The sequence below is a fragment of the Bradyrhizobium sp. JR4.1 genome (assembly GCF_040548605.1).
GTDB classification, from domain to species: Bacteria; Pseudomonadota; Alphaproteobacteria; order Rhizobiales; family Xanthobacteraceae; genus Bradyrhizobium; species Bradyrhizobium canariense.
On sequence record NZ_JBEPRY010000004.1, the window covers coordinates 219,201 to 233,240 of the forward strand.

At 61.0% G+C, this 14,040-nt stretch carries 10 protein-coding genes; 3 read left to right on the forward strand and 7 right to left on the reverse strand.

The window, feature by feature from the left end; all coding sequences use genetic code 11:
• Window positions 1-186: 186 nt before the first annotated feature.
• Window positions 187-432 (reverse strand): hypothetical protein, encoded by a 246-nt coding sequence (locus ABIB90_RS12565; protein ID WP_354160179.1) that lies wholly within the window; start codon window positions 430-432, stop codon window positions 187-189.
• Between the two features lie 31 nt (window positions 433-463).
• The gene (locus tag ABIB90_RS12570) at window positions 464-1,567 is read right to left on the reverse strand and encodes an NADH:flavin oxidoreductase (RefSeq protein ID WP_354200757.1); all 1,104 of its coding nucleotides are present in this window, start codon (window positions 1,565-1,567) and stop codon (window positions 464-466) included.
• Between ABIB90_RS12570 and ABIB90_RS12575 the strand changes: the two genes are divergently transcribed.
• Together ABIB90_RS12575 and ABIB90_RS12580 are read left to right on the forward strand one after the other, a co-directional pair.
• On the forward strand, window positions 1,560-2,621 hold the full coding sequence (locus tag ABIB90_RS12575) for a LysR family transcriptional regulator (protein ID WP_354200758.1): 1,062 nt from the start codon (window positions 1,560-1,562) through the stop codon (window positions 2,619-2,621). The two genes, ABIB90_RS12570 and ABIB90_RS12575, sit on opposite strands and share 8 nt — an antisense overlap.
• 1,064 nt (window positions 2,622-3,685) lie before the next feature.
• Window positions 3,686-4,573, forward strand: coding sequence for a polysaccharide deacetylase family protein (locus ABIB90_RS12580; RefSeq protein ID WP_354200760.1), 888 nt, complete (start codon window positions 3,686-3,688; stop codon window positions 4,571-4,573).
• A gap of 135 nt (window positions 4,574-4,708) precedes the next feature.
• Here ABIB90_RS12580 and ABIB90_RS12585 read toward each other — a convergent pair whose 3' ends face one another.
• Window positions 4,709-5,221 (reverse strand): YkgB family protein, encoded by a 513-nt coding sequence (locus ABIB90_RS12585; RefSeq protein ID WP_354200761.1) that lies wholly within the window; start codon window positions 5,219-5,221, stop codon window positions 4,709-4,711.
• A 45-nt stretch (window positions 5,222-5,266) separates the two neighbouring features.
• Entirely contained in the window at window positions 5,267-5,803 is a 537-nt protein-coding gene (locus ABIB90_RS12590) for a carboxymuconolactone decarboxylase family protein (RefSeq protein ID WP_354160189.1), read from the reverse strand.
• A gap of 130 nt (window positions 5,804-5,933) precedes the next feature.
• On the opposite strand from ABIB90_RS12590, the gene ABIB90_RS12595 reads away from it, so the two are divergent.
• Complete coding sequence (locus ABIB90_RS12595; protein ID WP_354160191.1) at window positions 5,934-6,929, forward strand: AraC family transcriptional regulator; 996 nt, start codon at window positions 5,934-5,936, stop codon at window positions 6,927-6,929.
• A 29-nt stretch (window positions 6,930-6,958) separates the two neighbouring features.
• Here the strand turns inward: ABIB90_RS12595 and ABIB90_RS12600 are convergent, their stop codons facing one another.
• The 3 genes from ABIB90_RS12600 to ABIB90_RS12610 form a co-directional block, all read right to left on the reverse strand.
• Window positions 6,959-7,276: a hypothetical protein gene (locus ABIB90_RS12600; protein WP_354160193.1), complete on the reverse strand. Its 318-nt coding sequence runs from the start codon at window positions 7,274-7,276 to the stop codon at window positions 6,959-6,961.
• 111 nt (window positions 7,277-7,387) lie between these two features.
• The gene (locus tag ABIB90_RS12605) at window positions 7,388-8,308 is read right to left on the reverse strand and encodes a DUF427 domain-containing protein (protein ID WP_354160195.1); all 921 of its coding nucleotides are present in this window, start codon (window positions 8,306-8,308) and stop codon (window positions 7,388-7,390) included.
• A 160-nt stretch (window positions 8,309-8,468) separates the two neighbouring features.
• Entirely contained in the window at window positions 8,469-13,988 is a 5,520-nt protein-coding gene (locus ABIB90_RS12610) for a trifunctional serine/threonine-protein kinase/ATP-binding protein/sensor histidine kinase (RefSeq protein ID WP_354160197.1), read from the reverse strand.
• Window positions 13,989-14,040 lie beyond the last annotated feature (52 nt).

Genomic DNA, 14,040 nt, shown 5'->3' on the forward strand with positions numbered 1-14,040 from the left:
GCAGCCATCCTTGCGAAGGGAGAGGATCTTTCGCGTCGTGCTCTCCGTCGGCGTAGCGCGAAATCAGTCAGGCTCGACGCCTAACAGGGACGTGTTCACTTCGTGCCCACAATGCGGCTGTATCGCTGCTGCGGTTCAAGGTATCGGCGCAGTCGTCCCAAGTGAGCGCGGGGCGCATCTCAAAGATTAGTCCGAGCTCTGCGTGCCAGGAGACGAAGCTGGCTCTTGCCGCTTCTGCGGCGCCAGCTCGTTGATCGCATCTCGAAGGTGGGTCGCCGCTTTCAAGTGCTCCGTCCCATCTAGCAAGCTCAGCGCTTCCAGCATGAGCGAAAGCGCCACCGAAGTATCTGAAATCGAGTCCAGCATGGTCTTCCCCTGCGCTGCGGAAGCAATCCTCGGAAGGACGGTCGGCTCAGCGACGCTGGCGAACATGGTCTCCCGAGATGGCGCAACCGGGCTTCGTTCACGTCGCCAGTTCGATTTCCTTGATGTCGGCGATAGGTCCAAGAATTGCCGGGTCGAACTCTTTCAAGGCGCTGCGTTCGGACAGACGCCTAGGCAAGTCGGGATTCGCGAGAGCTCCTCTACCGATGGTGACGATATCGGCACCGTCGTCGAGCGCAGCCACCGCCTGCTCGATATTGTGCAGGCTGCCATTGGCGAAGATTGTTGCTTTCGGAGCATAGCGCTTGGCGAGCCGCATCAATGACGGACCCCCCTCGGCGAACGCCGGTCTCCACGCCTCGAATTCGGTTACATGGATGAAGTCCGCGCCGGCCTCGCCGAGGCTGCCGAAGATGATTTCGGCATCGCTCTCCGTGCCCGCCCACTTATGACCATAGTCATTCACCTTGCCCTGCGAGATCCGGACGCCGACTGGCGTGGTGGTGCTGACCTTTGCCCGCACCGCCTTCAACGTTTCCACGATTAACCGCACACGATTTTCCGTGACACCGCCCCAGCGGTCCGTTCTGTGGTTGGAGTAGGCGGTCAAGAACTGGTCGAGCAAATAGCCGTTGGCGCCGTGAACTTCGATGGCGTCGAATCCGGCAACTTCAATTGCCCGTGCAGCCGAGTCAGCAAAGCCGGTGATGGCATCGGCGATCTGTTCTTCCGTAATGGCGGCTGGCAACGCGTAGCGGTCCTTGCCATGATAGAACGTCATCTGCTGGCCCATCGGCTGAATTGCAGACGGCCCGATTGTGCCATCGCGAAAGCGATTGCCCTGGCTGATCGCGCCAGCGTGCATCATCTGAGCGATCGCGAGCGCCCCGTGCGCCTTGATGCCGTTGACAACCGGCTTCCAGGCGTTGGCCTGTGCCTGATCGGTCATGCCGGGCTGATGGAAATAGCCCTGGGAGAACGCCTGATCGGTGTAAGTGCCTTCGGTGCTGACCATCCCAAAGCCGCCCCGCGCGAAGCGCTCGTAGTAGCGGGTCATGGTTTCGGTCGCCTGGCCGTCCTGGGTCGCCGTGATGCGGGTCATCGGTGCGACAGCGAGGCGGTTCTTTACTGTATGGCCTTTTATAACGATCGGCGCGAAAAGCGCGCTTGTGTCGATGTCCATAGCCAATGTCTCCTTTGACGCCAAAAAGAAGCGCTTTGATCCCGAAAGTGTGGATTTGCAGCTCGATGGACATGCATTTAGCTTCTGCCGCTACGGTGCAGAAGCCAGACTAGACGATAAGCACTATATCGCTTATCGTTATAATATGGATCTCGCAGACGTCGCGTTGTTTCGAACGATTGTGTCGGTCGGTAGCCTGTCGGCCGCGGCGCGCCAGCTCGGCACAACGCCGATGCTGGTCAGCCGTAGGCTGGCCGGCCTTGAAGCCGAGTTGGGCGTGCGCCTGTTTCACCGCACGACGCGCTCTCTGTCGCTTACCCCTGAGGGCGAGGCCTTTTCGCCCCATGCAGTCGCTCTCATTGAGGCTCGCGATTCAGCGCTCGAGTCGGTGTCGACCGCCGGCTCAGGCCTGTCGGGTGTATTGAAAATCACGGCCCCAAACGTCATCGGGCACTCTGTTGTCGTCCCCGTCGTGGCCGATTTGATCGCCGCCAATCCCGCACTACGCGTCGATCTGACCTTGAGTGATGGTGTTGTCGACATCGCGACGGCAGGATTGGATGTGGCGGTTCGCGTGGCCGTGATGAGGCCTTCCGACATGATTGCGACCAGGCTCGCAGATAACCCATTCACCCTCTGCGCGTCGCCCAGCTATGTCGCGCGCTTTGGAGAGCCCACCACAACCGGCGACTTGGTGGGGCACTCGTGCATCAAGCTTCATGCGATGGATACTTGGCCATTCATGCGTGACGGCGAGCAACATCGGATCCGTGTCAACGGTGCCTTGTCGGCCAGCACAGTCGATGCGGTGCGGGCAGCCTGTATTGCGGGCGTTGGCATCGCCTATTTGACCTACTGGGACGTGCACAAACTCGTTGCGCGTGAAGAGTTGCGGCGGATCATACTCAGCGACGCCAAGCCGCTCGAAATTGGCATATGGGCGGTTTTTCCGACTCGTACACTAATGCCCGCCCGCGTGAGAGCTTTCATTGATGTTTTACGCGAACGGTTGCACGCGGGGGCAGATGCAGAATTACATGTGACGCCCGGTTAGCGTTCGCGCGGACGCTCCTGAAGGCTCAGCCGATCCTCTGCATCGCCGATATCTGGTAGAGCAGCCTGAGAGAGGCTTTTCACCACCGATATCGCGTCGTGCCACGATCGGCGCATCGCAATCTCGAACTGAGTCCGCAGGCGTGCTTGGCTTGCTATCGATGTTGCTCGATTATTGCGAGTTTGCGTCAGGACCAATCGTGCTCTCCGCACCATGGCGCGGAGGAGACCCGTGCAGCCCCTTCCGGGGCAACAATCCGTAGATGGCATCTCGGAGGTGACTTGCAGCCTCGGAGTGCTGCGGTTCATCAAGCAACTTCAGCGCTTCCGTCATGAGCGATAGCGCTACAGACGTGTCGGCAATCGAGCTTTTCATGATCCTACCTTGCCCTGCGGAAAGCAATTTTCGATGGAGAGGAGTGAGTGGATGGCCAAGGGACTGCAGCAACGGATCCACATCGGCCTTGCCGCGAATGATTCACGAACGACCTGCCGAAGATCCGCGAGGTTCAACTTGTTTGCGGAAGGCGGTGTCCAACCCAGTCACTCCGCGCGATCGCAGGTCACGTCCGCGCCTATTGTTCGTCAGGAGGACGCGTTCGGTTACAACTGGCTACGTTTTTTGCGCGTTACCGGAAGTTGATCCGCGAAATATTCGCCGGCTTCCGAACCGGATTCGAGCAATATCGCCGCAAACGCGATAATCCGGAAATAATGCGGCTCTCCTTGGGCCCCATATAATGAGCGCAGCATCCTTGAGGGGGTGGACGCTTGAAAGTGCGATTATGCGGGTTGGCGCAATAGATTTTGTCGTCTGCACGGCTGCCAAAGTCGTGATCGGCTCGGACGGTAGCTGACCCTGTCTTGAGTTAGATGGAGCCGGGGCCGTCGGGTAGTGCGAATGCATAAGTCGGTTTAAGCGGTCATCCCCGAAGTCGGGCGAAGGAGGGGATGCGGAGGCGCATCACCGTCTTGGGTGTGAAGCAGGGCGTTCAAGAAGCATATGGCCGGGCGTCGGGTCGTGAGACCGACGGTCAAGGTAGTTTACCGAGGAGTGACCGACTGATGCAGACTCAAACTAAACGTTACGACTTCACGCCGATTGTCGATCGTTCACTTGTCTCCTTTCCGAAAAAGGAACGTGTCGCCGTCGTGATCTATATCAATTTGGAGCATTTTCCGGAGGATCGACCTGGCCCGGCGATTGTGCCGCACACCGCGCATTTTATGCCGGACTCTCTTAATTACGGGTGGCGAGACTATGGGCAGCGGGTGGGCATCTGGCGGTTGATGGAGACGCTGGACAAGTATGGCTTGCCGGCAAGCGTGTGTCTCAATTCCGATGTCTGTCGCGAGTATCCCCGGGTTGTTGAGGAAGGTTCGAAACGCAAATGGGATTTTATGGGGCACGGACGAAATAACTCCGAGATCGTCAACGGTCTTTCGTTGGAGGAGGAAGCTGCGCTGATCGAGGACACGCTCACGGTCATCGCGGAGGCCACTGGTGAAAAGCCGAAGGGCTGGCTCAGCCCGTTCTTGACCGAGACGCACGCCACGCCGGATCTGCTCGCGGAACGGGGCATCGAATATTTGTGCGACTACACGTGTGATGATCTGCCCTTTCAGATGAAAGTGAAGAAGGGCTCACTTCTGGGAATGCCGTACTCCGTCGAATGCAACGACCTTCCGTCGGCTCTGACGTTTGGTGCGTCCGCGGAAGACTTTGGCCGGATCATACGAGACCAATTTGACGTCCTTTACGAGGAAGGAGAGCGTATTCCGAGGGTTCATCCCATCGCCTTGCATCCCTTTATTTCGGGGCAAGCGTTTCGGACGAAGCACCTGGCGGCAGCCTTCGCTCACATCTTGAGCCGAAAGGACGTGTGGGTGACAACCAGCGGCGAGATCAACAAATGGTACAGGCAACAACATTTGCGGAGCCGTATCGTGTAGCGAGCGGTGATCTTCGCACCAAGCGGACGGCCTGGGCCAGGGCCGGAAACGTCGGTCTCGCGCGGATTTTGTGTAGAAGCGATCGCCGGCGAGCACGATGCTTGCCGGCGATCCTTCGCTATCGGCGGAAAGAAACTATCGTTGCACCAAACGCGCCAAGTCCTGCCTGAGGAGATAGAACGACACAGCGAGCAGGACGACGTCCTTCATCAGGAAGGGCACGTTACCGGTCATCGCGGGGAAGCCTCCCGCGGCGAGGTCCCAGCCCTCCGGCATGAAGGGAATGATGGTGACGGTCGCGATGAAGGTGCCGGTCGAGCCGAGAGCGCCGAGCACACCAAGCCGGTGGCTCCAGAAGCCCGCGAGCAGCAGCGCGCCAAAGGTCCATTCAGAAACGCCGAGGAAATAGCTGGCGCCAGCATGGCCGAACACAGGATAAAGCCACCAGATCAACGGGCCACTGCTGATGAACGGGACCAGCCGTTCGAATTCGTACGGAAACCACTTCTGGTAACCGAAGAAGAAGAACATGATCACCATCGAGGCGCGAACGAGATGGTAGTCGAGATCTTTCGCGAGCAAGCCGGATCCCTGCAGGGCGCGGACGAGAGGATTTTGGGCAGTGTGGGTCTTGGCAAGCATGGTCATGGTCGTGATCCCTGAGATGAGATGATCGACGTGGCGGCCGTCGCGTTAGGCGACGGCCGGGAAGTCGATCTCGGTATCGTTGATGCGGTTGAAGACGTTGGTGAACGCGGTGGTAGCAAAGGCGAGGCTGATCTCGACGAGTTGCGCGTCGCTGTAGCCGGCGGCCTTGATCGCGACGAAATCCTTGTCGCTGATGGTGCCGCTCGTGCGCGCAAGCTTGTCGACGAAAACGACCAGCGCATCGCGCCGGGCATCACCGGTGGGCTGGCCATCGCGGATTTTCTTCAGGACTTCCGGCGCCAGGCCGACGAGCTTTCCGAGATGGCTGTGGGCGGCGACACAATAGTCACAGCCGGCGGCCTCGCTGATGACGAGCTTGATGATCTCCTTATCGGACTTGGTCAGTCCGCCTGAGGCGAGCACGGCGTCGGCGGCGAGTACGGCCTTGAGCGCGGCGGGGCCATGGGCGGCGATGGCCGCAAAGGTGTTCGGCACGCTGCCGATGGCCTTCTTGATCTGGGCATAGACCAGGCCGGAGGGGCCGGCGTCAGTTTCGAGGTTCGGGACGGAAAGACGGGACATGATGGCACTCCGTGGTTGGGGTAGTGAACGATTGCGGAGTGACACTATGGACGCGGCATGAGATGTTGAATGCTTAATGTGCTTGCATATATGCTCATTCGTCTCATTTGCATATCGAGAGGGGAGCAGGATGGATTGGCTGAGCCGGCTGTTCGAGATGATGCCTGTGCGCGGCCGTCTGGACCTGCGCTGCTCCTACGGCGCGCCCTGGCGGATCGAGCAGGGGCCGGGCGAGGCCAACGAAATCCCGTACCATGCGGTGCTCGCAGGCTCGGCGATGCTGGACGATCCGGCGGGAGGCCGGCCGCTGCTGCTGGAGGCCGGCGATATTCTGCTGCTGCCGCGCAACCCCCGGCACGTCATGCACGACGGCAGCCGAGCTGCGCCGCTGAAGGCCCGTAATCGCGCGTCACTGAACTTCACCATCAGCGAGAATCCCGGCTCGGATGCCCGGCTCGATCTGTTGTGCGGACATTTTTCGATCGCCCCGCCGCACGACCGGCTGCTGCGCAACTATCTGCCGCCGGTGCTGATCGTGAGGGCCGGCGCGCAGGCCGGAGAACGGGACACGGCGGGGCAGCTCGCAGGCCTCGTTGCCTTGATGCGCGGCGAAACCGCAGACGATCAGCTGGGTGGCCGCGCGATGCTGAACGCCCTGTCTACGGCGATGTTCGCGCTCGTGCTGCGCCTCGCCAGCGAGACCGGGGACGCGCCACGCGGGCTGCTTGCGCTTGCAGGTCACCCACGCCTCGCGCCGGTCGTCGCGGCCTTGTTCAATGCGCCCGCGCGCGCATGGACGCTGCCCGAGCTTGCGCAGCTCGCCAACATGTCGCGTGCGACACTCGCCCGTCAATTCCAGGAGAAGGTCGGACGCTCGCCGAGCGAACTGCTGACCGACATCCGCATGACGCTGGCAACGAACGAACTGAGGAAATCCTCGCTCTCGACCGGAGCTGTGGCGGAGGCGGTCGGATATCTGTCCGAGGCGGCGTTCCAGCGGGCATTCAAGAGCCACATGGGCATCACCCCCGCGCAATGGCGAAAGGCTGCGCAGACGCCTGCGACGATTGACGAGCTGGAGCTGGCGAAGAGGCCAGAGGCAACATCGGGTGTCGAGAATGCCTAGGCAGGCGAGCGCGAGGTGGCCGAGCTACCTCAGCATCTGCGGCAGATGATGAGCTTGCGATCCAGCATCTGATTGCGCTGCTGCTGCTCACGCTCCCAGGCCGACAGAGCATCCGATTGAGGCGCATCTGCCCGGCTCGGCTGACGGTGGCCGACCGGAGCGAGCCAGGGCAGGCGCGACGTCGGCTCGGCCGAGGCGAAACGCTGGGCGGCGCGCGACGGCAGATCGGGGAGGGCGTCGAGAGAGCTGTTCCGGTCGGAGGCATGTGCGGGCGACAGCAAGCCGATCAGGAGGAGGCCCGCAAAAGCGGAGCGGATCGAGCGTGTCTGGTTCGAACGATAGGACATTGTGGCGCTCCCGTAATGGAGGCTCGGGATGAGCAGCTCCGTTGAGGGTCACAATAATCGTGGACGCGAAAGGCTGAATGCTGCGCGATCTCTAAGGTGTGCTCGTTCGTCTCACGAACGTCGATGGAGTGGACTGGTTGCAGCTTCAGCGGGTTGGCTACCAGGCGTTGGCTCGGGGACCACCTCGCCGATGTCGAGATTACGATCGGGGCCGTGTGAAACCACCAACTGGCCGGGTTCGAGACGCATCTGCGTGCCATCGAGATGGACCGTCACGATGTCCGGCTCGAACGATACAAAATTGGAGATGCGGCGGACTTCGGGATAGGCGTCGAGATACGACCATGCAGCCTGGCGCGCGCCTCCGATCGAGTAATAGCTGCAGAGGCCCTTGTACGGGCAGAAGGTCTGGAGCTTTACCGGGGTGAGGGCAGACTCATCGATGTCGGCACGAGGAACGTACCATCGGGGTGCAAAGCCAGACTCGTAAAGGACCAGCGGCCGCTTTGTATCGGCAATGGCCCGGCCCTGGTGGCTGACCACGAGGTTACGAGAGGTCTGGCGGATGTCGATGCGGTGATAGGGATCGGCAGCATGGCCCACGATGCGTTCGTCTTCCTCGTAGAAGGCATCCATGGCCCGCCAGGCGAAGGCGATCAGACCCTGCAAATCGCCTGCATGGGCGGGCAGGTTGGTGTGCTGCCACGCTCCTCGCGCCGCGATGTGTTGCTTGTCGACCCGAACGCTGTACCAGGACGTCGGCCCAAGATCGGCGTGTTGAGTGATATGCTCGGTGCGTTCCAGCACATGTGGGGAAACATCGGCCTCCGGGAAATAGGCCACAGGATAACGGCCCGGTTCAAAAAGCAGGAGGACCCGTTCGCTATCGGCGATCCAGCTTGCCCCAAAGCGCACACGTATGCGGCGACGTAACGGTTCGACGTACAATAGTCGCTTGGGCAGCGGCTCGGGGACGAGAAAGCGGCCGATTGCTCCCGTTGAAAGCGGGCCTTGTTGCCAGGACAGTCCCAACTGATCTCTCCCTGCAGCACACCGTCAGCCGATGGCGGATCTATTCCGGCTCGTGCTTGGCTTCGCCGGTGCGATCCGATGGCTATATTTCGTTCGCGGCCCGGCCTTGGTTACAGTCACCCAACCAATTTTGCGGTGTGATGACGCCAGCCGAGACGGTTCAACCAACCGCAAAGCCGTCATCGATTGGTACGGTGAATTGGAAGACGGCTCCGCGCGGTTCGTTTGCAGCCGCCCAGAGTCTGCCACCATGCGCCACGATGATCGAACGGCATATCGACAGTCCGACACCGAGGCCGCCCGACTTGGTCGTGTAGAAGGGTTCGAACAGCCGCGCTTGGCCTTCCGCAGACAAGCCCGGTCCCGAATCCGTGATCGATACGAGTATGCTCTCGGCATCTGCTCTCGCGGTTTGGATCAATAGCTCGCGCTTGCCCTCCGTTGTCTCGCTCATGGCCTCGATGGCGTTCAGGATCAGGTTGAGCGCGACTTGCTGCAGCTCGACGCGATCGCCGATGACCTTGGGCAGACGATCGGCGAATATCGTCTGGATCGAGACATCGTTCCGCGCCGCTTCAGCTTCCGTGAGTTCGATAACTTGGTCGATGACGTTGTTGATCGCCAGGGAATCCCGTTTGGGCGGTGACTTTTTTACGAGATCCCGGATTCGCCCAATGACCTCGCTGGAGCGGATGCCGTTCTCGATGGCGCGTGTCAGCGCCCTGCGTGTCTGCTCCAGCGCCGGCGGTTGGTGATCGAGCCAGCTCAAGGCCGCTTGCGCGCTGGCGATAACGGCGGTGTTCGGCTGATTGACCTCGTGGGCGATGGACGCCGTCAGTTGTCCCATCACCGCCACGCGGTTGGCGTGGGCCAGTTCCATCTGAGCCTCGCGGTAACGCTGCTCGTTCTCGCGTGCCTCGGTTTCGGCGCGCTTGCGCTCGCTGAGATCCAGTACGAAGGCAACGCCTTGCTCTTGCTCGTCGTCGAACAAGGCTCCGCCGGTCAGCACCGGCACCCGGCTGCCGTCCTTGCGGAAGAACGCCTTTTCGAACGGCTGGACAACCCGCGTCGCCTTCAATTCGGCCCGGGCGCGAGCGGTGCGCTCCTGCCATTCGGGCGGCGTTAGATCTGCCCAGCGCAACCGGCCTGCGGCGAGATCCTCGCGATCATATCCGATGGTCTTCAGGAACGCGTCATTGGCATCGAGAAAGTCGGGGGTGTGATCGAAGATGAATATCCCGATGATGTTGGCCTCGACCATCCGGCGGATCCTCGACTCCCGCTCCTGAAGCTCACGGTACAGACGGGCATTGTCGAGCGAGGTCGCAGCCTCGGATGCGAGAAATTTCAGGATTGCGATCCGGGCGGGCGTGAAGACGCGCGAGGCGAGATTGTTCTCGAGATACAGAAATGCCACCGCCTTACCTTGCTTGATGAGCGGCACGCACACGGCTGATCGGACGTGCTTCTTCCGGATGTATTCGTCGCCGCCGAACGCGCTGCTCGTCGAGGCGTCGTCAAGCACGACGCTTTCTTGGGTGCGAGCCGTGTAAAGTACGATCGACATCGGTACTTCAGCGGCGGAGATCGGTGAATCGGCGAGATCGAGAGCGACCGAACCGCCGCCAGTCACCGCGTCCGCCCGAATTCTCAGCTCAGAACCCCTCGGTAAAATCAGCACGCCACGTTCCGCACCCGCATGCTCGATGGCCGAACGAAGCAGGGTCTCAGTGAGCTTCTCCAGAACGATCTCGCCTGAAACAGCCTCCGACACCTTGAGAACCGTCGCAAGGTCCAACTGTTCGACAGGTGCTCCGATCGTACCGGCCGCGTTGAGCGCGGATCCGCTCTCCCGCAGGCCCGGATGGAGTTTCTCGAGCTGGCTCACCTTCGCCTCGGCCCCCCAGCGCGCGTAGCAATCGCACGCTTTTTTCAAGTAGGACAGAACGACCGTTCGAATGCCTCGCGCCTCGTAGAACCCAGCTGCACGTTCCGCGGCGATCGCTTCGATCTGCGCGAATCCGGATTCTTGCGCCAATCGGATCGATTCTTCGTACAGCTGTTCCGCCTCAAGTTCGCGGCCTTCGATGCGCGCGAGCTCCGCCGTGACGAGCTTCTGCCGGGCGGCGAAGTTTGCGGGGCAGCGGTTGGACCAGATTGTCAGCTTGCGGTGGTGTTCGCGGAGGTCGCTGAAGCGTCGCTCGCGATCCTCGGGCCGTGATGCGTGATAAGCTCCGGCATGAGCAAGCGCCGTGTAGAACCGGTATTCGGTGAAATCCGAATAAGCCCGGACGCACCATGAGAACGTTTCTGCGCGTGCGGCGAGGGCGATCGCGACATCGTTACGTCCGGCAAGGACTTCGATCTGAATCTGCGTCGCGTAGTAGAAGAAGGCGCTTAGCGGTTCGCTCGCGTCCGAGGTCTGAAGCGCCCCGGGGCTCTCGAAGTCATTCGGCCCATCGCGCGCCATAAGGCTCAGCGCCAGATTTCGTTGCCTGATGAGGCCCTCCGCAGCCAATCGGACGCCCAGACCCTCGGCGAACGTCAAGGATTGCTCGGCGTTCGAACAGACGTCCATGAGCGAATCGCCGCAGAAGAGATCCACCGATATCAGTCCGCGATGCGAATACGCCGCGAATGCTAGATCTCCAGTCGTCAAACTGATTGCAAGAGCGCGCCGAATGAACGGCCTTCCCGATCGGATCGGGAGAATCCATGGGGTCACGTGGAGGCCGAATGCCAAAAGCGCGCGGCCGCTCAGCCCTGTCTGCGGTTGCCTGTCAGCAAGCGCTGCACCAAATTGTGATAATCTGAATCCAAGTTCTGCATCGGTTGAATTGCTCGCGAGCACGCCGAATATGGCGGTCAGCGGGTAGCACGATTCAGGGCAGGTCCCGTGCTCGAGCGTCAGTCGAGTTGCCTCCACGAGCATGGTGTCGGACAGGTTACGATCGGTGAGAAACGCAGGTGTGAGGAGGTCAGCCAAAACGCCCATGGTCGCACGATGATCCGGATCGGTCATCGGCGGTAGCGCGTAAAGCTGATCATCGGACAGCTTTTCGGTCAAACTCCGCAAACGTCGCCGATCCTCATCCACCTCGCTGCGGCTCGGATGAGGAGACCAGTCAATGCCGGTTCTGCGCAAAAATGCGAGGCAAACATCGACCGCCCGCTCGAGCTGTCCCGCAGTGGTGTATAGCTGCGCCTGGAGTCTGGCGACCTCGGCGTTCGCCTGAATGTCTGAACGGCTCTGCGACAGGACCGTCAATTCCGCCTCTGCTGTGTTCAGCTCGCCAAGCAGGAATTTGCATTCGGCGTGGAGCAGGCCGATCGCGAAGGCGTCTCGGCTGCACTGCGGATGCCCTTCCTCCCCGAGCAGTTCGCGGGCGATTTCAAGGTACGTTGCGGCCGCGTGGTAAGCCGTTGCATTTCGCGCGCGCCGGCCAGCTGCGAGATTGACGGCAATGACCTGTTCGCGTTCAGCGTCGTTCGTCAAAGAGGCAATGCCGCGGTTCAGCTGGTTGGCAACCATATAGACGCGCTCGTTGGTCTCGTCAGGCGTCAGCTGCGCTGCCAAGACCAGACCGATCCGAAGGTGCAAGGCTGTTCGCCTGTCCTGGTCCGGTTGAAGCGCATAAGCGGCCTCTTGCACGCGATCGTGCACGAACGCGTAAGAGCTCTTGAGGCGTCGAATTAGTTCGAGATGCGTCGCATCTCGCAAATCTGCGTGCAGTGTCTGCTCCGGTGTTCCGTGCACGAGGCAGAGCATTGCGATCTCGGCGCTGTTGCCCAAGCAGGCCAGCTCCAGCAGGGCCTGACGTGTCTCGTCGCGCAAACCGCTCAGCTTGCCGACCATGAGATCCGCGACGTTTTCGGCGTAGCTCTTTTCCCTGATGCGCTCGAGATCCCAGCGCCACTGTCCCTTGTCATGATCGAAGGTCAGTAGCTTTTCTTCGGCCAGTGCCCGTAGAAACTGCGTGAGAAAGAACGGATTCCCGTTTGTCTTCTCGTATATCAGCTGCGCCATGGGCATGGCGTATGCCGGCTCGCAGTGAAGTGCATCCGCGGTGAATTCCAGGACGGCAGCGCGAGTGAGGGGTGCTAAGTCGATTTCCAGCACCCGTTTGCGGGAGGCCCGAATTTCGACGAGTCGTTGTGCCAGTGGATGTTTAACGTCGACATCCTTGCGTCGATAGGCAGCGATGAGAAGCAGATCTTGCAGGTCGGATCTGTCTAGAAGAAACTCGATCAGATCCAATGTGGCCACGTCGAGCCATTGCAGGTCGTCGAGGAAAAGCACGAGTGGATGGTGAGGCTTGGCGAAGATGCCAATGAAGCGTCGAACGACGAGTTGGAAGCGTCGCTGTGCGTCTTGCGGGGGAGCTTCCGGGACAGGTGGTTGATCCCCGATCACGAGCCGCAGTTCCGGTACGAGATCCACCATCAGTTGACCGAGAGGGCCCAGCGCGTCGTGCAGTGCGCTACGCCAGGGTGCCAGATCGGCATCGCTCTTGGCGAGGAGGCCTCGGATAAGGCCTTGGAGCGCATGCGCGACCGTCGCGTAAGGCATATCGCGCTTGCTCTGATCGAACTTGGCGGAAGCGAAGAGCCCTCCCAACGGGATCAAGGCCTTGTGCATTTCGTCGACGAAAGCGGACTTGCCGATACCGGAGGGGCCGGATACCAGGATCAACTCGGGCGTGCCGCTCCGGGTGACGCGATCGAACGAGGTGAGCAACGCCTCGATCTCGTGCTCCCTGCCGTATAGCCGTTCGGGAATCAGCAGGCGGTCGGGTGTATCGGTTTGGGCCAGAACGAAATCATTGATCCGTCCCTGCGCTTCCCATTCGGCGAGTGACCGTTCGAGGTCGCTCTTGAGGCCGGCGGCGGTCTGGTAGCGGTCCTCGGCCGTCTTGGCGAGAAGCTTCACGATTATCGCCGACACGGCGCGAGGCACGCCATTGATTCGTTCGGCGGGCGGAACGGCACGTCTCGCGATGTGGCTGTGCACCCATTCCATCGGACTGGCCGCAGTGAACGGCAGCGCGCCAGTCAGCATCCGGTAGAACGTCACGCCGACTGAGTACAGATCGCTGCGGGAATCGACGGACCGGTTCATGCGGCCGGTTTGCTCGGGCGCCATGTAGGCCAGCGTGCCCGCGATGGTCTCCGGTGGTTCGAGCTGCTGTCGCTCGCGCGGCAGGCGAGATGCAAGGCCGAATCCTGTGATCCTGACCTCGTCTGCTCCGGTTACCAGGAGATTGGCCGGCTTCAAATCCTTGTGGACCAGGCCCTGCCGATGCAGCTGGTCGACGGCGGTGGTGATGCCGAGAGCCAATGGCAGAAAGCGGGTCAGCGTCATCGGCGCGCCGAGCTGCCGCTCGAGCGGTTCGCTGCCGGGGTCTTCCAATATCAGCACGGTTCGGCCACCGTCGCGGATCAGCTCCAGCGGCCGTACGGCCCAGGTCCCATCGAGCTCGTCGCGCAAGGCGTATTCATGGGCGAACCGGTCGAGGACCGCGGCCGGCGGATGTTCCGTAGCCGCCCTTACGGTCAGGACACTGTTGACGTTGCCATCGGCGGATCGGCGCCATTCACGGCAGAAGACGCGCTCGCCGTCGTCCCATAACGCCCTGAGACCGGCATTGCCATTTGTAGATACCCGCGAAGATACGTGCATCTGCCGGACTCCGGAACTAGCCGGCTAGTCGGTTGAAGAGGAGGGAAAGGTG

What these genes read in the sequence shown, in the direction of transcription:
- ABIB90_RS12600 (WP_354160193.1), bottom strand. Translation starts at nt 7,276, where the DNA reads ATGTCCTATCGTTCGAACCAGACACGCTCGATCCGCTCCGCTTTTGCG.
- ABIB90_RS12595 (WP_354160191.1), top strand. Translation starts at nt 5,934, where the DNA reads ATGGATTGGCTGAGCCGGCTGTTCGAGATGATGCCTGTGCGCGGCCGT.
- ABIB90_RS12575 (WP_354200758.1), top strand. Translation starts at nt 1,560, where the DNA reads ATGTCCATAGCCAATGTCTCCTTTGACGCCAAAAAGAAGCGCTTTGAT.
- ABIB90_RS12565 (WP_354160179.1), bottom strand. Translation starts at nt 432, where the DNA reads ATGTTCGCCAGCGTCGCTGAGCCGACCGTCCTTCCGAGGATTGCTTCC.
- ABIB90_RS12585 (WP_354200761.1), bottom strand. Translation starts at nt 5,221, where the DNA reads ATGACCATGCTTGCCAAGACCCACACTGCCCAAAATCCTCTCGTCCGC.
- ABIB90_RS12610 (WP_354160197.1), bottom strand. Translation starts at nt 13,988, where the DNA reads ATGCACGTATCTTCGCGGGTATCTACAAATGGCAATGCCGGTCTCAGG.
- ABIB90_RS12580 (WP_354200760.1), top strand. Translation starts at nt 3,686, where the DNA reads ATGCAGACTCAAACTAAACGTTACGACTTCACGCCGATTGTCGATCGT.
- ABIB90_RS12570 (WP_354200757.1), bottom strand. Translation starts at nt 1,567, where the DNA reads ATGGACATCGACACAAGCGCGCTTTTCGCGCCGATCGTTATAAAAGGC.
- ABIB90_RS12590 (WP_354160189.1), bottom strand. Translation starts at nt 5,803, where the DNA reads ATGTCCCGTCTTTCCGTCCCGAACCTCGAAACTGACGCCGGCCCCTCC.